General features: G+C 45.2%; 21 protein-coding genes, 1 tRNA gene, 1 pseudogene and 1 other annotated feature (1 of these 24 cut by a window edge). Of the genes and pseudogenes, 21 read left to right on the top strand and 2 right to left on the bottom strand.

The window, feature by feature from the left end; genetic code table 11:
• Nucleotides 1-213 (top strand) — a binding site (T-box leader); it begins 37 nt to the left of the window's first position.
• A gap of 156 nt (nucleotides 214-369) precedes the next feature.
• From R2J37_RS10305 to R2J37_RS10265, 9 genes are all read left to right on the top strand, one after another.
• The gene (locus tag R2J37_RS10305) at nucleotides 370-1,401 is read left to right on the top strand and encodes an ABC transporter substrate-binding protein (protein ID WP_316264868.1); all 1,032 of its coding nucleotides are present in this window, start codon (nucleotides 370-372) and stop codon (nucleotides 1,399-1,401) included.
• Nucleotides 1,402-1,446: 45 nt separating this feature from the next.
• Nucleotides 1,447-2,346, top strand: a complete 900-nt coding sequence (locus tag R2J37_RS10300; RefSeq protein WP_256195013.1) for an ABC transporter permease — start codon at nucleotides 1,447-1,449, stop codon at nucleotides 2,344-2,346.
• Nucleotides 2,321-3,094: an ABC transporter ATP-binding protein gene (locus R2J37_RS10295; RefSeq protein WP_230105849.1), complete on the top strand. Its 774-nt coding sequence runs from the start codon at nucleotides 2,321-2,323 to the stop codon at nucleotides 3,092-3,094. Before R2J37_RS10300 ends, R2J37_RS10295 begins: the two co-directional genes overlap by 26 nt.
• Before the next feature lie 186 nt (nucleotides 3,095-3,280).
• On the top strand, nucleotides 3,281-5,413 hold the full coding sequence (gene nrdD, locus R2J37_RS10290) for an anaerobic ribonucleoside-triphosphate reductase (protein WP_230105850.1): 2,133 nt from the start codon (nucleotides 3,281-3,283) through the stop codon (nucleotides 5,411-5,413).
• 2 nt (nucleotides 5,414-5,415) lie between these two features.
• A complete protein-coding gene (nrdG, locus tag R2J37_RS10285; protein WP_230105851.1) occupies nucleotides 5,416-5,904 on the top strand; it encodes an anaerobic ribonucleoside-triphosphate reductase activating protein in 489 nt (162 codons plus the stop codon).
• Nucleotides 5,900-6,415: a dCTP deaminase/dUTPase family protein gene (locus R2J37_RS10280; protein WP_316267026.1), complete on the top strand. Its 516-nt coding sequence runs from the start codon at nucleotides 5,900-5,902 to the stop codon at nucleotides 6,413-6,415. The genes nrdG and R2J37_RS10280 overlap by 5 nt, the downstream gene beginning before the upstream one ends.
• Before the next feature lie 106 nt (nucleotides 6,416-6,521).
• Entirely contained in the window at nucleotides 6,522-7,883 is a 1,362-nt protein-coding gene (locus R2J37_RS10275) for a spore germination protein (protein ID WP_316264865.1), read from the top strand.
• A 126-nt stretch (nucleotides 7,884-8,009) separates the two neighbouring features.
• Complete coding sequence (locus R2J37_RS10270; protein WP_230105853.1) at nucleotides 8,010-8,873, top strand: DegV family protein; 864 nt, start codon at nucleotides 8,010-8,012, stop codon at nucleotides 8,871-8,873.
• A gap of 12 nt (nucleotides 8,874-8,885) precedes the next feature.
• Nucleotides 8,886-9,554, top strand: a complete 669-nt coding sequence (locus R2J37_RS10265) for a B3/B4 domain-containing protein (RefSeq protein WP_230105854.1) — start codon at nucleotides 8,886-8,888, stop codon at nucleotides 9,552-9,554.
• A 121-nt stretch (nucleotides 9,555-9,675) separates the two neighbouring features.
• Here R2J37_RS10265 and R2J37_RS10260 read toward each other — a convergent pair whose 3' ends face one another.
• Nucleotides 9,676-10,140 carry a YbaK/EbsC family protein gene (locus R2J37_RS10260; RefSeq protein ID WP_316264862.1) on the bottom strand — a complete coding sequence of 155 codons (465 nt, stop codon included), beginning with the start codon at nucleotides 10,138-10,140 and terminating at the stop codon, nucleotides 9,676-9,678.
• A 33-nt stretch (nucleotides 10,141-10,173) separates the two neighbouring features.
• Entirely contained in the window at nucleotides 10,174-11,529 is a 1,356-nt protein-coding gene (locus R2J37_RS10255) for a sodium-dependent transporter (RefSeq protein WP_316264860.1), read from the bottom strand.
• A 346-nt stretch (nucleotides 11,530-11,875) separates the two neighbouring features.
• Between R2J37_RS10255 and infC the strand changes: the two genes are divergently transcribed.
• The 12 genes and pseudogenes from infC to R2J37_RS10195 all read left to right on the top strand — a co-directional run bounded on the left by infC (nucleotide 11,876) and on the right by R2J37_RS10195 (nucleotide 20,771).
• Complete coding sequence (gene infC / locus R2J37_RS10250) at nucleotides 11,876-12,370, top strand: translation initiation factor IF-3 (RefSeq protein ID WP_230105857.1); 495 nt, start codon at nucleotides 11,876-11,878, stop codon at nucleotides 12,368-12,370.
• Nucleotides 12,371-12,402: 32 nt separating this feature from the next.
• Nucleotides 12,403-12,600 carry a 50S ribosomal protein L35 gene (gene rpmI, locus R2J37_RS10245; protein WP_004840820.1) on the top strand — a complete coding sequence of 66 codons (198 nt, stop codon included), beginning with the start codon at nucleotides 12,403-12,405 and terminating at the stop codon, nucleotides 12,598-12,600.
• A gap of 31 nt (nucleotides 12,601-12,631) precedes the next feature.
• Nucleotides 12,632-12,988: a 50S ribosomal protein L20 gene (gene rplT / locus R2J37_RS10240; RefSeq protein WP_230105858.1), complete on the top strand. Its 357-nt coding sequence runs from the start codon at nucleotides 12,632-12,634 to the stop codon at nucleotides 12,986-12,988.
• Nucleotides 12,989-13,153: 165 nt separating this feature from the next.
• Nucleotides 13,154-13,238: transfer RNA gene (locus R2J37_RS10235), tRNA-Leu, on the top strand.
• Between the two features lie 379 nt (nucleotides 13,239-13,617).
• Nucleotides 13,618-14,472 (top strand): DUF5688 family protein, encoded by an 855-nt coding sequence (locus R2J37_RS10230; protein ID WP_316264850.1) that lies wholly within the window; start codon nucleotides 13,618-13,620, stop codon nucleotides 14,470-14,472.
• 95 nt (nucleotides 14,473-14,567) lie between these two features.
• On the top strand, nucleotides 14,568-14,981 hold the full coding sequence (locus R2J37_RS10225; RefSeq protein WP_256195021.1) for a hypothetical protein: 414 nt from the start codon (nucleotides 14,568-14,570) through the stop codon (nucleotides 14,979-14,981).
• Nucleotides 14,923-15,261, top strand: a pseudogene (locus R2J37_RS10220) (iron hydrogenase small subunit); the annotation flags it as partial. The gene R2J37_RS10225 and the pseudogene R2J37_RS10220, both read left to right, overlap by 59 nt.
• Before the next feature lie 104 nt (nucleotides 15,262-15,365).
• Complete coding sequence (locus R2J37_RS10215; protein ID WP_256195022.1) at nucleotides 15,366-16,217, top strand: MurR/RpiR family transcriptional regulator; 852 nt, start codon at nucleotides 15,366-15,368, stop codon at nucleotides 16,215-16,217.
• A 170-nt stretch (nucleotides 16,218-16,387) separates the two neighbouring features.
• Nucleotides 16,388-17,680: an MATE family efflux transporter gene (locus R2J37_RS10210; RefSeq protein ID WP_316264849.1), complete on the top strand. Its 1,293-nt coding sequence runs from the start codon at nucleotides 16,388-16,390 to the stop codon at nucleotides 17,678-17,680.
• Nucleotides 17,664-18,545 (top strand): carbohydrate ABC transporter permease, encoded by an 882-nt coding sequence (locus R2J37_RS10205; protein WP_256195024.1) that lies wholly within the window; start codon nucleotides 17,664-17,666, stop codon nucleotides 18,543-18,545. Before R2J37_RS10210 ends, R2J37_RS10205 begins: the two co-directional genes overlap by 17 nt.
• A gap of 15 nt (nucleotides 18,546-18,560) precedes the next feature.
• Nucleotides 18,561-19,397 carry a carbohydrate ABC transporter permease gene (locus R2J37_RS10200; protein ID WP_256195025.1) on the top strand — a complete coding sequence of 279 codons (837 nt, stop codon included), beginning with the start codon at nucleotides 18,561-18,563 and terminating at the stop codon, nucleotides 19,395-19,397.
• A gap of 75 nt (nucleotides 19,398-19,472) precedes the next feature.
• The gene (locus R2J37_RS10195) at nucleotides 19,473-20,771 is read left to right on the top strand and encodes an ABC transporter substrate-binding protein (protein ID WP_256195026.1); all 1,299 of its coding nucleotides are present in this window, start codon (nucleotides 19,473-19,475) and stop codon (nucleotides 20,769-20,771) included.
• The last annotated feature ends 1 nt before the right edge of the window (nucleotide 20,772 follow it).

Here is a 20,772-nt window from a genome sequence, read left to right as displayed (position 1 = left end):
AAGGTGAAAGAGAGCGGCAGATGGTGGAAGTGCTGTACCGGACGGATAGTTGAATGGACTTTCGAGGGCGGCCTGAAAACCGGGAATGGTGAGTATGGTTTGTCGGGAACCGAACCCGTTATCAATCAGGAGTGTATGTTAGTACATGAGAAAAGTGGACGCTTCGTCAATTTGAGTGGTACCGCGATAATAAAGTTTATTACCGCCTCAAACCTTTGGTTTGGGGCGGTTTTTTATTTGACAGGAAACCTCGTTCCCCATGAAATAAAACGCTTGGCGGGATGCGCATTTGCACGAAGAAGAAGTTCATTTCACGATTTTCTCTCCTAACAACAGCAAAGAATCAAAAAGGAAAAGGAGAACAAAACAATGAAAAGAAGAACAGTAGCAGTATTATTAACAGCAGTAATGACGATGGCAATGACGGCAGGATGCGCAGGCAGCTCCGGATCATCAGATTCCGGAAGTGGAGAAGAGAGCTATACCATTGGTATTTCACAGTTTGCAGAGCACGGCTCTTTGGATAACTGCCGGGAAGGATTCTTACAGGGCTTGGAAGAGGAAGGAATCGTTGAAGGAGAAAATCTTACGGTGGACTACAAAAATGCAGCGGCAGATATGGGGACGGCAAGTCAGATATCCGATACTTTCGTTTCTGACAAGGTGGATATGATATGCGCCATTGCAACGCCTACTGCTCAGAGCGCATACAATGCAGCAATGGATACAGATATTCCGGTTATTTATACAGCAGTAACAGATCCGGTGGCGGCAGAACTTGCAGATGAAGAAGGAAATCCGGTAGGAAATGTGACAGGAACATCTGACGAACTGCCGATTAAAGCACAGCTTGAGATGATCCGGACTATGCTCCCTGATGGCCAGAAGATCGGCATCATGTATACTACAAGTGAGGCCAACTCTATTTCAGCGCTGGAAACATATAAAGAACTTGCAGGAGATTACGATTTTGAGATTGTGGAAAAAGGGATCACGGCAACAGCGGATATTTCTCTTGCGGCAGATGATTTATTAAGCCAGGTAGACTGCATTACAAATCTGACAGACAATACAGTGGTTGCGTCCCTGCCGACTATTCTGGAAAAGGCGAATGAAAAGGGAATCCCGATTTTCGGAAGCGAGATCGAGCAGGTAAAGATCGGCTGCCTTGCAGCAGAAGGATTGGATTATATTGCGCTTGGAAAGCAGACAGGACAGATGGCGGCAAAGGTGCTCAAAGGAGAGGCAGAGGCGTCAGAACTTCCTTATGAAACGATTACAGAGCCCGGATTTTACGTAAATACAAAGGTAGCGGAAAATCTTGGAATTACTGTACCGGAGGAGCTGGCAGGAACAGCAGTAGAAAGCTTTGATACGATCTCTGAGGCAGAGGCGGAATAAAGAGACGTATCTGCAGAGGAAATAACAGAAGGTGAGGCATGATTCATGGATTTTGTTGTAACTATTTTTGAGCAGGGGTTGATATATGGCATACTTGCTCTTGGGGTTTATATCACATACAAGATACTGGATTTTCCGGATCTTACGGTAGATGGAAGCTTTCCGCTTGGCGGAGCGGTGACCGCTCTTCTTATTACAAAGGGGATAAATCCTTATCTCTCTCTTTTAGCAGCCTTTCTGGCAGGAGCTTTGGCAGGGGTCTGCACCGGGCTGATCCATGTGAAGGGGAAAGTAAGAGATTTGTTATCGGGAATTATTATGATGACGGCTCTTTGGACTATCAATTTGTATATAGCGGGAACTTCCAATGTACCGTTGTTTTCCCAGGACAGTATCTTTAAAAATGACTGGATCCAGGGAATCATGCCGGAAGCCCTGCAAAGCTATATAACGCTGATCCTGGCTCTTGTTCTGGCAGCGATCAGCAAGATCCTTCTGGATCTTTATTTGAAAACAAAGTCCGGCTATCTTCTGCGGGCGGTGGGTGACAATGATGTGTTGGTAACTTCTCTGGCCAAGGATCAGGGCAATGTGAAAATCGTAGGCCTTGCCATCGCCAATGGCCTTGTAGCTCTGGCGGGAAGCGCATTCTGCCAGGAGGAGAGAGTGTTTGAGATTTCAATGGGAACCGGGGCGATCGTGATCGGATTGGCGAGTGTTATTATCGGAACAAGTATCTTTAAAAAGCTTACTGTTATGAAGGCTACTACAGCTGTTTTGATCGGCTCTGTCATATATAAAGCCTGTGTGGCTGTCGCTATCCGCAACTTTGAACCACAGGCAATGAAATTGATCACAGCAGTTTTATTCCTGGTAATTTTGATTATCAGTATGGAAAGAAGAAAGAAGGTGAAACCGGATGCTGGAACTCAAAGACATTCATAAATACTATAATCCCGGTACAGTCAATGAAATGTGTCTGTTCCACGGGTTTAACCTGTCCATAGAAGAAGGAGAATTTGTCTCCGTAATCGGGAGCAACGGTTCCGGAAAAACGTCTATGCTGAATATTATCTGCGGAAGCATTCCGGTAGAGGCCGGCCAGATTTTTATGAACGGCTCTGACATTACTAAAGAGAAAGAATACAAACGAAACCGAAGGATCGGAAGGGTGTATCAGAATCCTGCCATGGGGACCTGTCCTTCCATGACGATTCTGGAGAATATGGCATTGGCGGATAATAAAGGAAAGGTGTATGGATTCGGACGGGGGACCAATAAGGCGAGAATTTCCTATTATAAAGAACTTTTAAGCCAGCTGGGACTTGGTTTGGAGGATAAGCTGGATATTAAGGTGGGAGCGCTGTCCGGAGGCCAGAGACAGGCGATGGCTCTTTTGATGTCTACGATGACTCCTATAGAATTTCTTATTCTGGATGAACATACGGCGGCTCTGGATCCTAAGACGGCAGAGCTGATCATGGAGCTGACAGACAAAATCGTAAAAGAGAAGAAACTGACTACGATCATGGTAACTCACAATCTCCGCTATGCGGTAGAGTATGGAGACCGTCTTTTGATGATGCATCAGGGCGAGGCTGTACTTGACCTGAAAGGTGAGGAAAAAAAGGCGATGTCTGTAGATGAAATATTGAAGCAGTTTAACGAAATCAGCATAGAATGCGGCAACTAGAGAATCATCCAAAATTAAGAACCCGTCAGGGTTCTTTTTTTGTGAAAAATTTCAGGCCGTATACCGTTGACGGAACATAGGACAGGTGATAAACTTAATAAAGCAAATTTATACACTATATAGTGAATAAAAAAGATGAATGATACTAAATATAGAGAGCGACGAAGTGGAGGAGACTGGCATCATATGGTAAAAAAAGATGTAAAAGTAATCAAAAAAGACGGGACGAAGGAAGCGTTTAATGTACAGAAGGTAGTGGTTGCAGTAAATAAGTCAGCCTATCGTGCCCTTATCAAATTTACAGATGAAGAACTGGGGTTTATCTGCAAATTTGTAGAAGAAAAAGTGGACGACATGGACATCACGGAAATTCCCATTGCGGAAATGCATAACGTGGTGGAGGGCGCGTTGGAGAAAGTGAACCCGGTGGTGGCAAAAAGCTATCGCGATTATCGTAACTACAAGCAGGATTTTGTGCAGATGCTGGATGATGTATATAAGAAAAGCCAGTCTATCATGTACATCGGAGACAAGGAAAACAGCAATACGGACAGCGCTCTTGTGTCCACCAAAAGAAGTCTGATCTTTAATGAACTGAACAAAGAACTTTATAAGAAATTTTTCCTGACAGTGGAGGAGATTCAGGCGATCCGTGACGGATATATTTATATCCATGATATGTCTGCAAGAAGAGATACTATGAACTGCTGTCTTTTCGATGTGAAATCAGTGCTGACAGGAGGCTTTGAGATGGGAAATCTCTGGTATAATGAGCCTAAGACGTTGGACACTGCGTTTGATGTGATCGGCGATATTGTTCTAAGTGCGGCAAGCCAGCAGTACGGCGGTTTTACTGTGCCGAGTGTAGATGAGATCCTGGAACCATTTGCAGAGAAATCCCACAAAAAGCTGATCCGAAAATACCGTGATCTGGGACTGGATGAAGAAACTGTGCAGAAGGTAGCATGGGCAGATCTGGAAAAGGAGATGGAACAGGGATTCCAGGGATGGGAATACAAGTTTAATTCCGTTTCATCCAGCAGGGGAGACTATCCTTTTATCACAGTGACAGCCGGAACAGTACCGAGCAAATACGGCAAGCTGGTGACAATGAAAATGCTGGAAGTCAGGAAGAACGGACAGGGGAAGGAAGGACATAAAAAGCCTGTCCTTTTCCCGAAGATCGTTTTCCTGTATGATGAGAATCTTCACGGACCGGGAGGCCCGATGGAAGATGTCTTTGAGGCGGGAATCGACTGTTCCGCTAAAACCATGTACCCGGATTGGCTAAGCCTTACCGGAGATGGGTATGTGGCGGGGATTTATAAGAAATATGGAAAGATCATAAGTCCTATGGGATGCCGCGCATTTTTGTCTCCGTGGTATGAAAGAGGCGGAATGGAGCCGGCAGACGAAAACGATCAGCCGGTATTTGTGGGACGGTTCAATATCGGAGCGATCAGCCTACATCTGCCTATGATCTATGCAAAGGCAAAACAGGAGAGCAAAGACTTTTATCAGGTGCTGGACTATTATCTGAATCTGATCCGCCAGCTTCACTTGAGAACCTATGATTATCTGGGCGAGATGAAAGCATCCACCAATCCTCTGGCTTACTGTGAAGGAGGATTTTACGGCGGACATCTTGGACTTTACGATAAGATCAAACCTCTTTTGAAGTCTGCTACAGCATCCTTTGGGATTACGGCTCTGAATGAACTTCAGCAGCTTCATAATAAGAAGTCTCTGGTAGAGGACGGAGAGTTTGCCCTGGAGACACTTCGCTATATTAATGAGAAGATTGCAGAATTTAAAAAGGAAGATGGAAGGCTCTATGCCATTTACGGAACTCCGGCAGAAAATCTGTGCGGCGTTCAGGTGCAACAGTTCCGCAAGAAGTATGGGATCATTGAAAACGTGTCGGACAGAGAGTATGTGAGCAACAGTTTCCATTGCCATGTCAGCGAGGATATTACTCCCATTCAGAAACAGGACCTGGAGGGAAGATTCTGGGATTTAAGCAACGGCGGAAAGATCCAGTATGTGAAATATCCGGTTAATTATAATAAAGAAGCGATCAAATCCTTGGTGCGGCGCGCTATGGCAAAAGGATACTACGAGGGAGTCAACCTTTCCCTTGCTTACTGTGATGATTGCGGACATGAGGAGCTTTCTATGGATGTATGTCCGGTATGCGGCAGTAAAAATCTGACGAAGATCGACCGTATGAACGGTTACCTTTCCTATTCCAGAGTGAAGGGAGATACCAGACTGAATGAGGCGAAAATGGCCGAAATTGCAGAAAGGAAAAGTATGTAGGAATGAGATATCATAATATTACGAAAGACGATATGCTCAATGGGGACGGACTTAGGGTAGTATTATGGGTGGCAGGATGTGCTCATGGCTGTCCGGGCTGCCATAATCCCATTACATGGGATCCGGAAGGAGGACTTCCTTTTGACGAGGAGGCAAAGCAGGAGATTTTCGATGAACTTGATAAGGACTATGTAAGCGGCATTACATTTTCCGGCGGAGATCCTCTTCATGAAGCGAATGTCCGGCAGGTCACTGCGCTGGCAAAAGAGATACGGGAAAAATATCCGAACAAAACAATCTGGCTTTATACAGGAAGTCTCTGGAAGGAAGTAAAGGATCTGGAGATTGCAAAGTATCTGGATGTTCTTGTAGATGGAGAATTTCAGGAAGAGAAAAAGGACAATACCCTTCACTGGAAAGGGAGCGCAAATCAGATGGTGATCGATGTGCCAAAAACACTGCAGATAGGAGAAATTGTTTTACATGATTAAGAGAATTGCTAAATTTCATAAAGTAAGCCTGGAACAGTTTACAGAAGGATGGAAGGATACGTTTGGTGAGACAGATAAGGAGAAGATCCGCGAAATATATGAGGAAATAAAGCTTCCGAAGAGAGCGACATCAGGATCAGCGGGTTATGATTTTTTTGCACCCGTTTCTCTGACGATCGCACCGGGTGAAACTGTAAAGATTCCTACCGGGATCCGCGTGGAAATGGAAGAGAACTGGGTGCTGAAATGCTATCCGAGAAGCGGACTTGGTTTTAAATACCGGCTTCAGTTGAATAATACCGTTGGGATCATAGACAGTGATTATTTTTACTCTGATAATGAAGGCCATATTTTTTCCAAGATCACAAATGATACAAACGAAGGGAAAACCATTGAAATAGCGGCCGGGACAGGATTTATGCAGGGGATTTTTGTAGAATACGGCATTACAGTCGACGATGACGCAGATGCGGTGCGAAACGGAGGGTTCGGCAGTACAACCGGGAAATAGAAGTTAAAAGGAGGCAGGGTGAAAATTACCCTGTCTCTTTTTGCATATTTCCGGCAGATCAGGGCAAATTAAACATATCGTATAAGGATATGGAGGAAATAAGATTATGCCGGATACAAGAATTGTGACTGCCTCAGTAAAGGAGAATGTCGCATATATGAATCAGATCCTGCCGATTCAGGACAGTTTTGATCTGATACAACGAGATCTTATGATTGGAGGAAGGGAAGCTGCCTTTTTCTTTATTGACGGATTTATGAAAGACGAGGCGATGCTGAAGATTATGGATTCCTTTCTTGGAGTGACGAAGGAGAATATGCCTGCAAGTGCCACAGGATTTGTAAAACAGCATGTGCCTTATGTAGAAGTTGATATCATAGGAGAATTTGATCAGGTGTTCCGAAATCTTCTGTCAGGAACTACCTGTCTTTTTATTGACGGCTATGAAGCATGTATTGTGATCGACTGCAGAACTTACCCGGCCAGAAATGTGGGGGAACCGGAAAAGGATAAATCTCTTCGGGGATCCAGGGATGGCTTTGTAGAAACAATCGTATTTAATACAGCGCTGATGAGGAGGAGGATCCGGGATCCTCACCTTGTGATGCAGATGCTGGATATCGGAGAAAGTTCCCGAACAGACGTGGCAGTCTGCTATATGACTGACCGGGTAGATAAGCAGCTTCTTTCACGCCTGATAGATGAGTTGAAAAATATTCACACAAAAGATCTCCGTATGAACCAGCAGACACTGACAGAGCAGCTGTTCCGAGGAAAATTACTCAATCCGATGCCGAAATTTAAATATACAGAACGTCCGGATACAGCCGCCGCCTGTCTGCTGGAGGGGAAAATCGTTCTTTTGGTGGACAATTCACCTTCTGCCATGATCCTGCCAACGTCTGTTCTTGATATCATCGAAGAGGCAAATGATTACTATTTCCCGTTGATCACACAGCTTTACTTAAAAATCTCACGGGGGATCATCACATTTCTGACTGTTTTTTTTACGCCGGTATTCCTTTTATTTATGCAGAATCTGAACTGGCTGCCGGAGGTTTTTCATTTTGTAGCCCTGAGGGATACAGTCAATATCCCCCTTGTGTTTCAGCTTTTGATATTAGAGGTTGCCATAGACGGGCTTCGTCTGGCAGCATTGAATACGCCCAGTATGTTAAGTACACCTCTAAGTGTCATTGCAGGTATTGTTATGGGAGAATTTTCAGTACAGTCCGGATGGTTTAACTCGGAAGTTATGCTGTATATGGCATTCGTGGCGGTGGCTAACTATACCCAGCCTAATTTTGAGCTGGGCTATGCCCTGAAATTTATGCGCCTTATTCTGCTGGTTTTAACAGCTCTGTTTAACTGGGGCGGATTTGCTCTGGGAACGGTGACTATTCTTTGTATGATATGTTTTAACAAGACTTTTACAGGAAGAAATTTTCTTCGTGTGAAATTGAATTAGAAAAAGGGACGCCAATATTCAAAAGGCACCGTGAAGGGATCTCCGAAACAGCATTCCGAAAAAAATTTTGCCTAATAGTGGAAAAGGTGGTATGATTATGAAAACGGGATTTAGGAGGTCGTAAGAATGAGAGATTACGTGATCACAGTAAACAGTACGGTAGATTTGCCGAAGGAATGGCTGGCAGAGAGAAATGTTCCGGTTGTTCCTCTTCGATATACAATAGACGGACAGACTTATGAGGATATGGATGGACTTTCTTCAAAAGAGTTTTTTCAGAAACTCAGAGAAGGGAAAATGGCTGTTACTTCACAGGTGAATCCGGAGGAAGCAAAAGAGGCTCTGGAAGGCTTTGTAAAAGAAGGGAAGGATGTGCTCCACCTCGCCTTTTCCTCTGCTTTAAGCGGAACATGCAACAGCATGAAAATTGCGGCGGAAGAGCTGATGGAGGAATATCCGGGATCAAAAGTTATTGTGATCGATACGCTCTGCGCTTGTCTGGGCGAAGCGCTTCTGCTTTATAAGACGCTAAAGCAGAAGGAAAGCGGAAAGACATTGGAAGAAACTGCAAAGTGGGTAGAGGAAAATAAGCTCCATATCTGCCATAATGTAACAGTGGATGACCTGAATCATCTTCACAGAGGCGGAAGAGTTTCCAAAGCTACGGCAGTCCTTGGAACTATGGTGCAGATCAAGCCCATCATCCACATGGATAATAACGGCGCCCTTCAGGTTATCGGAAAAGAGAGAGGAAGAAAGAAAGCTCTCAATAAGATTGTGGATATGGCTGTGAAACAGGCAGAAGGATGGGATAATGATATTATCATGATTACCCATGGAGATTGTATCGAAGATGCAGAATATGTAGCTTCTTTGGTACGCCAGAAAATGGGAATAGACAATATTCTGATCAATAATATCGGAACTGTGATCGGAAGCCATACCGGTCCGGGCGTAGTGGCGGTATTCTGTATGGGAAACGAAAGATAAGAGGTAGAACTCATGAAAAAAAATCTGACCATTGACCCAAATATGAAAGAGAAATGGCCGGCAACAAAGGTTGGCTGTCTGCAGTACCATGTCAAAGTAGAAAAAAAGAATGAGCAGATGTGGGAATATCTTAAAAAGGATATTTTAAAAAAAGTAAAAGATGAGATTTTTGATTATGGAATAAATGAGATTCCGGGTATCAAAGAATCCAGAGCGGCCTATAAAGCATTCGGAAAGGATCCAAGCCGATACAGAGTGTCGTCAGAAGCGCTGATCCGCCGGATCGGACAGGGAAAAGGGCTTTACGAGGTCAATACAGTGGTAGATGTGAATAATCTGATATCCATTGAATCCGGGTTTTCTGCAGGGTCCTATGATGCGGATAAAATAGGTGAGGAACTGACGTTTCGGATAGGACTTCCCGGAGAAACCTACAAGGGAATCGGGAAAAACGAAATAAATATAGAGGCGCTTCCTGTTCTGGCAGATGAAGAAGGGGCGATCGGAAGCTCTACCAGTGATTCCGAGAGAGCAATGATCACAGAGGAAGCGCAGGAAGTACTGACTTTGGTCTACTGCTTTTCCGAGAACGGAGATCTTAAAAAGGTGTTGGAGAAGGGAAAAGAGTATCTGGAAAAATATGCCGGCGCGGAAGAGATAGAATCCTGGATCGTGGAATAAAAAAATAATAAAATAGAGAACCGTCTGCGGACAGAAGCTGTTTTATCAGCCTGTCATATCCATACCGCAGACGGTTTTTTGTTTACCCTTCGCCGACCGTGCTGCCCCTTGTACACCGACGCTATTCTTTGCAGACATCTACCCAGGCTTTAAAACCGGAATATTTTTCCAGCTCCGGGATAGTCAGTTCAATGGCGCTGTTGGCGCTGCCGCAGGCAGGAAATACTGTCTCAAAACGCTTTAGCGATACATCCAAGTAGACGCTGCCCCCGTCTTTGATTCCAAAAGGGCATACGCCGCCGACCGGGTGGCCGATCAGATCAAGCACCTGATCGGGTTTTAACATAGATGCCTTTTTGTGAAAAGTGCTTTTGTATTTCTTGTTATCAACACGGGCATCTCCGGCAGTGACGATAAGAATCGGCTGCTCATCCACCATGAAGGAAAGAGTTTTTGCAATTCGCTGCTCATCTGTATGCAGGGCCAGGGCGGCCTCTGTGACAGTGGCGCTGGATACGGGAAATTCCAGGACACGGTTTTCCATATCCCATTTCCTGAAATGTGCTTTTACGTTTTCTATAGACATGTGGTCATACCGCCTTTCCGTGATATGGATGAATTAAAGTTTAAACCATCCCATTGCATTGGCAACAGAGCTTCCAAGGATCAATATCAAAAATACAGGGGTGATCCATTTGATCATCACGGTAAACAATTTTTCCCCTGCAAATTTTCCATTCGTTAAGCGCACTTCATCTGAAATACTCTTCGGCTTGATAATGAAACCGGCAAAGATTGCGGTGAAAAAGGCAACGATCGGCATAAGCACACTGTTGCTGACAAAATCCATAATGTCAAGGATTGTCATATTTGCCCAGCTGATAAAGGAGAGAGGGCCAAATCCAAGAGAGGACGGCGCTCCAAGTACAATGCTCATTACAGTCACAAAGATACAGGAACTTTTTCTGGTCCAGTGAAATTTATCCTGGAAAATGGACACAATTGTTTCCATCAAAGAGATGGAAGAAGTCAGGGCTGCAAAAATAACAAGAAGGAAAAATGCAGCTCCTACAACTCCGCCGAAGGACATGCTCTCAAAAACCTTAGGCAGAATGACAAACATCAGGCTGGGACCGCTCTGCAGGATTTTCGGATCTCCGCCGGAGAAAACAAATACGGCCGGAATGATCATAAGGCCTGCCAGGAAAGCAATCACAGTATCAAATATTTCAATCTGGCGTACAGAACTTTCAAGGTTCGTATCTTTACGCATATAAGAACCGTAAGTTACCATGATACCCATAGCAAGAGACATGGAATAGAAAAGCTGTCCCATAGCGGCAAGTACAGTCTTGACAGAGAAATCAGACATGTGAGGCTGTACGTAGTATGCCAGACCATCCATAGCTCCGTCTAAGGTGAGACAGTAAATGGAAATACCAATGGCAAGCACTACCAAAATCGGCATCATAAATTTACTTACTTTTTCAATTCCTTTTTCTACACCAAGCAGAACAATGACTGCAGTAGCGCCAAGGAAGAGCAGGAACCATCCTAAAGGCTGGAAAACACTGCCTACAAAACCGGTAAAGTAATCATCGGCTGCAGTAGCGGCGCCTCCTCCGGTCAGAAATACGGCAAAATATTTAATGACCCATCCGCCGATCACAGAATAATACGGAAGGATAATAATTGGAACAAGGGAAGCTAAAAGTCCCAGGAATCCAAAACGGGAGTCCAGAGCTTTAAAAGCACCGATCGCACTCAAACCGGTTTTACGTCCGATTGCCACTTCGGCGATCATCAGTGAAAAACCAAAGGTAACTGCTATAATAAGGTAGACAAGGAGAAAAGTCCCTCCTCCATACTGTGCAGCCAGATAGGGGAAACGCCATATATTTCCCAGACCGACTGCTGAGCCGGCAGCAGCCAGTACAAATCCCAGCTTGCCGGAAAAACTGCTTCTGTTATTCATTTGTAAAAAACCTCCTCATAAGATATTGTTTTTCTCATTTTTTTGTTTTTCCTTTCAAATGTGTGCAGGTTATATTATAATGAATAAGATAGTATTTAGCAAGTAAAACCCGATATTTCAGGTAGAAAAAAGTGTTGACATGAAAAAAGAAATGTGATAATATTGACAATGCGTAAAGCAAAAAACAAAGCAGAGTATCCACTCTCACCATAGCACGATCGGGTGACTATCGGTTTGATATTGACAGTCTTACATGAGTGAGCATGTTATGTGATATAAGTGGGTAGTCTGAGCTATTCACTTATTTTTTATTTTATGATGGAGGTGCACTACAATTAGCGATTTAATGATTAATGAACAGATCAGAGACAGAGAAGTACGTGTGATCAGCGAAGATGGAGAACAGCTGGGTATCATGTCGGCAAGAGAAGCAATGAAGCTGGCAGAACAGGCGGAACTTGATCTGGTAAAAATTGCTCCTAAGGCTCAGCCGCCGGTATGTAAGATCATTGACTACGGTAAGTACAAATATGAGCTGGCAAGAAAAGAAAAAGAAGCCAAGAAAAAACAGAAAACGGTTGAAGTGAAGGAAGTGCGTCTTTCACCGAACATTGACACAAATGACTTGAATACAAAAGTCAACAATGCCAGAAAATTTATCAGTAAAGGCAACAAGGTCAAAGTTACTCTGCGTTTCCGGGGAAGAGAAATGGCTCACGTACAGCAGAGCAAGCATATTCTGGATGATTTTGCAGAACTGCTTGCAGATACAGCGGTGGTGGAAAAGCCGGCGAAACTGGAAGGAAGAAACATGAGCATGGTTTTAACTGAAAAACGTTAAAAATATTTAATTATCTTAAGGAGGAAAATATCATGCCAAAAATTAAAACAAATAGAGCGGCTGCAAAGCGCTTCAAAAAAACAGGTACAGGAAAGCTGAAAAGAAACAAAGCTTATAAGAGCCATATCTTAACCAAGAAGTCTACAAAGAGAAAAAGAAATCTTAGACAGGCTACAATTACAGACGCAACAAATGTAAAGAATATGAAGAAAGTATTACCATATCTGTAAGATTGGCGAAAGATTGAAGGAGGAATAAGACATGGCAAGAATTAAAGGCGGAATGAACGCTAAGAAGAAACACAATAGAACTTTAAAGCTGGCGAAAGGATACAGAGGAGCACGTTCCAAACAGTACAGAGTTGCAAAACAGTCTGTTATGAGAGCGCTGACTTCCGCATACGCAGGAAGAAAACAGCGTAAACGCCAGATGCGTCAGCTCTGGATCGCACGTATCAACGCTGCTGCAAGAATGAACGGACTTTCCTACAGTAAATTTATGCACGGATTAAAGGTTGCAAACGTAGATATGAACAGAAAGATGCTGGCAGAGATGGCTGTAAATGATAAAGAAGGATTTACAGCACTGGCAGAGCTTGCAAAGAAGAGTATTGCTTAATAAGAGGCAAGAAAGGAAGTTCCTGAAGGTTTCCGCCTGACAGGGCGGAAATTTTCAAAGGATTTCTGAAAATATATATATTATATGAAATATAAAAAATTTAATAAAAACTGTTGACATTCGAAGAGTGATGTAGTATTATAATTTTCGGACAGCAGATGTCATGCGGAAGTGTCGGAACTGGCAGACGAGCAAGACTAAGGATCTTGTGATCAATGCGATCGTGTGGGTTCAAGTCCCATCTTCCGCAGTTGGAAAATCCCTTGAAATCAAGGGATTTTTTTTATTCATAACAAAAAGTAACCATTCAGGTAACCAAAAAGTGACATAACTGTATTTGCGTATATGACATCGCCGTAATAATGGGGGATGTTTATTTTTTTTTAAAGTCCTTTTATAACCTTATTGTGCATACTCACCATGTAAAATAATAAAGAGGAGGAAAGCATATATGACTGATTATGTATAATAAAGGATTATAGGGTGAAAAAAAGATGCCTTTGGGTGTCTTTTTTTTGTTGCTATCAATTCTAACATTGAATTACAGTGTTTTTCGTATTTATATTCAATTTCATTTACTGTATTTTCCCAATTTCTTTTGTAATAAATAATAAGAGGAGGAAGTAACGATGATCAATTTAAACGAGGTAGTACAGTATCTTAAAAGAAACTATCCGAACCTTAAGGCGGAGATAGTCACGGCAGCGAAGAATGGAGGAGAGTGTACTGGAATTTCAGTTACCTTTCGAGAAAATGCATCTGCAATCTATTATCCGAACAGTTACGAAACAGATTGTGATAAGGTAATAAATGAAATTCTGACTATGATCGGAAAAATCCGTGGAGCATGTCCGCTTGATGAAATTCATCTTCCTACGTCATTTAATGAAATAAAAGATAAGCTTACTATCGGTGTTATGAATGAGTCATATGAAGAAATGCTGAAGTCTCATCATATCATCATACGGCGAGAGGAAGACCTCATTTTTTATCCAGTTGTTGTACTGAATGATAGTATGAGCTTTAAAGTGACTAAGACTATTCTAAAATTATGGAATGTGACAGAAGAGCAGGTATTTGAGGCGGCATATGCTTCAGAAGAGCTTAACAACGTGGGATTACATTCACCCTTTGATTTGGCAATGAGAAATCTGGATGAAAATTATTTTGAGAAGAATATTGATGGTTCGTCAGAAAGAATGTTTCTTGTCTTATTTTCTCATGGGAATTTTCATACTGCCGGAGCAATTTTTTCTCCAAAAATACAGAAAAAGCTAAATAAGTTATTCCCAGATGGTTTTTTGATTTTACCAGCTTCCGTTTTTGAACTTTTAATTCTGCCCCCATATTTTAAAGATAAAGTGTCGCCCGAAATATGTAAAGCCATGGTTAAGGATGTTAACATGACAGAAGTTTCACCAGAAGAGTATTTATCAGACTCTGTATATACCATCGAAAATGGAAAATTAAAAAAAGTTGCATAACAGGGAAAGGCGCCTTCGGGCGTCTTTTTCTCGTTCCAGGTAGTCATCTACCATATTCATATGAAACAGATATTATCTGCCGAAAGGAGAATTGTATGATTACAACAACTGAAAAGAAATTTCTAAAGAATTTTACGACAATAGCAAATGTCTTAAATAACATCGATGAGGATGGTATTCTGAAGATAGAACGTGCTAAAGGCGATCTGATCGTAATGTCTGCCGAAAAGTTTGATCAGATAGCAGAAGAGACGTTATCTATTCTTGCGATGCTGGAAGGGATCCAAGGGTGTGACGGGAACTGTGAATACTGCGATGATAAAGAAGACTGTCCTCTTGAAGAGATGATGGAAGATGAAGAGCCAACGGATGATGACGAGGGCTTCTGTACTGGATGTCCGCGAATAAGATCCTGTCACTGCCGTAAAGCGGAACCAGGTTACCATCAATGGGATCAAAGTACGCACGGCAGTAGTCAGCGGCCTTGGAAATACCAGAACCCTTCTTGACAGAATGGAAAAAGGGGAAGTGCAGTATGACTTTGTGGAAGTCATGGCATGTCCCGGCGGCTGCGTGGGCGGCGGCGGACAGCCGATCCACGACGGACAGGAGCTGGCATTTGAAAGAGGGAAGCAGCTCTATCGCCTGGACCGGGATTACAAGGTGCGCTTCTCACACGAGAACCCGGATATTCTGAAGCTCTATGACGAGTATATGGGGCAGCCTATGTCACATAAAGCACATATGCTGCTGCACACAGAACACGAATGTGAGGTTAAATCTTTGTAAAATTGTAAATTTTCTACACCCTTGTCCGGCCGACAATGCTAAAATTAAGACATTGAAAAAAGTCAAAAAAACGGAGCAATGTTCCGGACAAGGGAGTGACAGATATGTGGGAGACTGAACTGAGGCTCTGCTATGCCATGCTGAGCCGGAACCAGAAAAAAGCGGCAGATCTGCTTCTGGAAAATCCGGAGGCGGCCGGGAACATAACTGTGCGGGAACTGGCAGAGAGGGCCGGCGTGGGGCAGGCCACCATTATCCGCATGCTGCAGGCAGCAGGGTATGAAAGCTGGTCGGCCTTTCAGAAGACTGTGTGGCAGGAGAAGGGGCAGCAGGAACTGTCCGGTGAGCAGACCGGGCAGAAGCGTGAAAATAAGAAGTACGAGGCAGTCTTTCAGATTATACGGGATGATCTGACCATGATATCCGATATGGCAAAACATCTGGATCTCAGACAGATGGAAGAGGTGGTCAGAGTCATTAAAAAGGCCAAGATCATCGATGTATACGGGACAGACAACTCGGCCAACGCGGCGGCTGAACTTTCGGGGCGGATGCTTCATCTGGGACTTACCAGCCGGAATTACTCGGATCTGTTCTTTCAGAAAGTCAGCGCCGGGCATCTGGGGAAAAAGGACGTGGCCATCGGTTTCTCCATATCCGGAGAAACCCAGGCTGTCATAGATTCCCTGGCGGCGGCTAAGCAGGCGGGGGCAGTGACGGTGGCTGTGACAGGCGGCCAGACGTCAGAGCTGGCACGGATCGCGGATTACATTTTCATTACGCCCACGATCCATTTTTCGGAGATCAGCAGATGGATCTCATCCAGGATCTCTCAGATGGCTTTTGTGGACGCCCTGTGCGGGGCGATCATGCTCAGCGATCCGGAACGGTTTGACAGGATGCTGATACAGTCCACGAAGGAGTTCGAGCAGGATATGCATCATAAAGAAGAATAAAATGGGGAAAAGGATTTTTCGGAGCGTTGCTCCGGGAGGTCCTTTTTTTATGCTCTCCCGCAGAAAATGACTTAACGCAGACTTTACATTTCTTTGAAGATTTTTTAAAAATCATTGTTTATAATCCGGGTTGTGTCCGAAAGGACGCAGGAGAAAGGAATAAGAAATCCATGTTCAGACGAATTTTAAAACAGGCGCTCCCGACCATGATCGCATTCACGATGTCAGGCATGTACAGTGTGGTGGACGGACTGTTTGTGGGAAAAGCGGCGGGGGACATCGGACTTGCGGCGATCAATATCGCCTGGCCGATACCGGCAGTGATCACTGCGCTGGGAGTCGGGATCGGAACAGGCGGAAGCGTCCTCTATTCCAATATGATGGGGAAAGGGGACCGGGAAGGCTGCAGGAGAATGTTCAATACCACAGCGACCCTTCTTGTCCTGGCTGGTATTCTCCTGTCACTTTTCCTCTTTCTTGTGAGAGATCCTCTTCTTCAGATCTTAGGGGCGGAAGGTGAGGTGCTGGAAGAGGCACAGAAGTACACAGGCATCATTATCGCGGGAGGCGTGCTCCAGGTATGCGGTACCGGTATCACTCCCATCCTGCGGAACATGAACCTGTCCTTCGCGGCCATGATCAGCATGGTGACCGGATTTGCGGTCAATATCGGAGTCAACTATTATCTGATGTTTCCAATGGGAATGGGGATACGGGGTGCGGCCTGGGGCACGGTGACAGCCCAGCTTGTGGTCCTCGTCATCAGCGTGGCGGTTCTTCTTAAGGCTTACAAAGAGAAAGCCCGTCCGGCTCTGGAGGGAAAGCTGGCCGCAGGGATCTGCCGCAGCGGCGTCACGGCTTTCGGCGTATCCCTGGCTCCCACGGTGGCTCTGATCTTCACCAACTGGCAGTGCCTGCGGTACGGTGGAAACGCGGCGGTAGCCTGCTATGCAGTGATCTCCTATATTGTGTTTCCGGTACAGTACCTTCTCACCGGCATAGGAGACGGCGTGCAGCCGCTGCTCAGCTACTACAACGGAGCAGGAAAGCCTGCGGAGCTGGCACAGGTCAGAAAGACAGCAAGAGCCGGAGCCGGTGTGCTGGGAGTCATCACCATGGCAGCAGTGTTTATCTGTACGCCGCACCTGGCCCGGTGGTTCGGGCTTTCGGATGAGGCGGTTGTATTTTTTGAAACCGGCATGCGGATCAGCGCACTTGCCTTTCTTGTGACAGGCTTTGTCAAATTCAATCTGTCCTATCTGAATGCAGTGCTGAAGACGAAGCTGGCCGTGATCCTCACGTTTGCAGAAAGTCTGATCGTCTCGCCGGCGTATCTGTTTCTGCTTCCGGTGGCTGTGGGGATGTCCGGCATATGGATCTCACTGCCCGCAACGGCGGTTACAATGCTTGTGATCTATGGAATTATAAACAGAAAGGAAATGAGTTATGAAAAAAAGGATTAATTTCCGAAAGGTGGGAAGTGTGTGGCTGTTTGTCCTGCCTGCACTGATCCCGCTGATCGTGTTCTGGATTTACCCGATACTTCGGTCAGTCTACATCAGTTTTACAGACTGGGATTACATGTCGCCAACATACAATTTTGTATTTCTTGACAACTTTATAGCGCTTTTTAAGGACGACCGTTTCTACGATGCACTGTGGAATACACTTGTATTTACTGTGGGAACCCTGGTTCCCACCATCGTACTGGGACTGCTCCTGGCGCTGCTGATGCAGAAGGCGTTCAAAGGAAGCGGGATCGTGAAGTTCATTCTGTTTTCCCCGTGGATCACGCCTACAGTGGCAATTTCCATTGTGTGGACCTGGATCTATGATCCGGACACCGGAATTGCAAACGCAGTGCTGGAATTTCTGCATCTTCCGGCACTGCAGTGGATAAAAAGTTCCGAGACAGCCATGCTGGCGGTGATCATTGTGACTGTCTGGAAGAGCCTGGGATACGCTATGATCTTCTACCTGTCGGCTCTGGAGAAAGTTCCGGGAGAGCTGTACGAGGCAAGCGGCCTTGACGGGGCGAAGAGCTGGCAGAGATTCCGGGATGTGACGCTGCCGTGTATCTCCCCCACCACATTTTTCCTGGTGATCATTACAATGGTCAGTTCCCTGCAGGCCTATGATCAGATACAGATCCTGACCCAGGGCGGCCCGTCGGGAAGCACAAGGACGCTGCTGTATATGTACTATCAGCTTGGATTTGAGGAATTTAATATGGGACAGGCTACAGCGGTGGCTATCGTCATGATCATTCTGACGGTGTTCCTGTCAACCATACAGTTCACAGCATCCAAAAAATGGGTTCACTATTAGAAAAGAGGAAAAAATATGAAGATAAAAACAGGAATTCAAAAGACAGGAAAAATCATCATACTTCTTGTGTTCTGCGTATTTACAGTGTTCCCTTTCATCTGGATGGTGCTGAGTGCACTGAAGACAAAGGCGGAAGTTATGGATGTGTCTGCCTTCTTCCCGGCAGAATTTCAGTGGCAGAATTTTTATGAAGTCATCTTTAACTCCCCGCTTCTGAAATACGTGGCAAACAGCTTGTATGTATCTGCATTTACACTGCTGATACAGATTGTCACAGGGGCCATGATCGCCTATGCCATCGTGTTTATGAACTTTAAGGGTAAGAAAGTTCTGTTTGCCATTATCATGGGAACGTACATGCTGCCCACGGCAGCCACCTATATTCCCAGCTACATCATTCTGGCCAACTGGGGACTTCTGAATACATACACAGGCCTTATTATCTCGGGATGTGTCAGCATATTCGGCATCTTCCTTCTCAGACAGGCCTTCATGCAGGTGCCTGCGGGAATGATCGAGGCGGCCAGGATAGACGGGGCAAGCCACTGGCAGATCCTCTGGAGAGTGGTGTGCCCCATGACAAAGTCCTCTTTTATCACCATGGGACTTATGAATTTTATCACCTGTTACAACAACTACATGTGGCCGTCCCTTATCACGGACACAGACGAGAAAATGCTGGTGTCCCAGGGACTTAGAAAGTTCTTTATCGAAGGAGGCGCCTACGGAACCGAGTGGCCCCTTGTTATGGCGGGAAGCGCCATCATCGTCCTGCCGCTTCTGATCCTCTTTGCCTTTACCCAGAAATGGTTTATCAACGGCATCGGCGGAGATACGGGTATGAAGGGCTAGTCCCTCTTACATAGATTATTTTTAACTGAATAAAGGAAAAGTAAAAAAGGAATTGAACAAAAAAGGAGAAATGACATGAAAAAAAGAATTGTATCAGCACTTTTATTATGCGCAATGGCAACCTCTCTTCTGGCTGGCTGCGGCGGTAGCTCCGCTTCTGAGACAACTACCACAGCAGACGGAAAGATCCAGATCGATCTGTGGTATTCCGGAGGAAAGACGGCTGTAAATGTATTCCAGGAGATCGTGGATGATTTCAATGCCTCACAGGATCAGTACGAGGTAGCGACTACAACCCAGGCAGACTACACAGAGACATATGAGAAACTTCAGGCAGGTATTGCAGGAAAGAACGCGCCGGACATGGCACTTCTTGACACAGACAAGTCCAGAAACCTTTCCGAAAAGAACCTTGTGGCAGATATTAACGAGTATGTAGAGGCTGATGATGAGTTTGACAAAGACGACTACATTGAAGTTTTCTATGAGCAGGGCGTGGATGCAGACGGAAAGCTGTTTGCCCTTCCGGCATATGGAACCACACAGGTACTGTACTACAACAAACAGATCTTTTCAGACGCAGGCATTGACCCAACCACCATCAAGACATGGCAAGATCTTGAGGCAGCAGCAGAGAAGATCACTACAGACGACGGCTCTGTCATCGGTTGGGAGCCTATGTGGGGCTACGCAAACCTGGTGGATGCTGCCTTAAGCAACGGCGCTTCCCTGATCAGCGAGGACGGGGAGACATGTCTGATCAACTCACCAGAGTGGGTAGATGTGTGGGAGAGCTTCCGTCAGTGGATCCACGATGACCAGATCATGAAAGTACATTCCGGTGGACAGGGATGGGAGTACTGGTATACAACCATTGACGATGTGCTTCAGAACAAGGCCGGCGGATACACAGGATCCTCAGGAGACCAGGCAGACCTTGACTTCAGCATTGTGGGAGCCATCGAGCAGCCGGGATTTGGCGACAATCCGTCCGCACCTACAGCAGACGCACTGCAGCTTGTTATGCTGGAGGGATCCTCTGATGAAGAGAAGCAGGGCGTGTATGAATTTATGAAATACTTCACAACACCGGAGAACCAGGCAAAATGGTCCATGGCTACAGGATACGTGGCAGTGCGTGAGTCCACACAGGAAGTGCCGGATTTCAAAGCCTACACAGATGAGAACCCCCATGCACTTGTACCTCTGCAGCAGTCCATGCACGGCACATCAGCCCTTGTAGACCCGACGGGAGGCAAGATCCTTGACGCACTGAAGATCGCGGCAGACCAGGTAGAGCTGGAGAATGTTCCGGCACAGGAGGCGCTGGACGCAGCACAGGAAACAGCACAGGAGGCGCTGGACGCGTTATAAA

It is taken from the genome of Claveliimonas bilis (assembly GCF_030296775.1).
In the GTDB taxonomy this organism is placed as follows: Bacteria; Bacillota; Clostridia; order Lachnospirales; family Lachnospiraceae; genus Claveliimonas; species Claveliimonas bilis.
The sequence above is the reverse complement of the archived record's forward strand: the minus strand, read 5'-3'. Positions and strand labels throughout refer to the sequence as shown.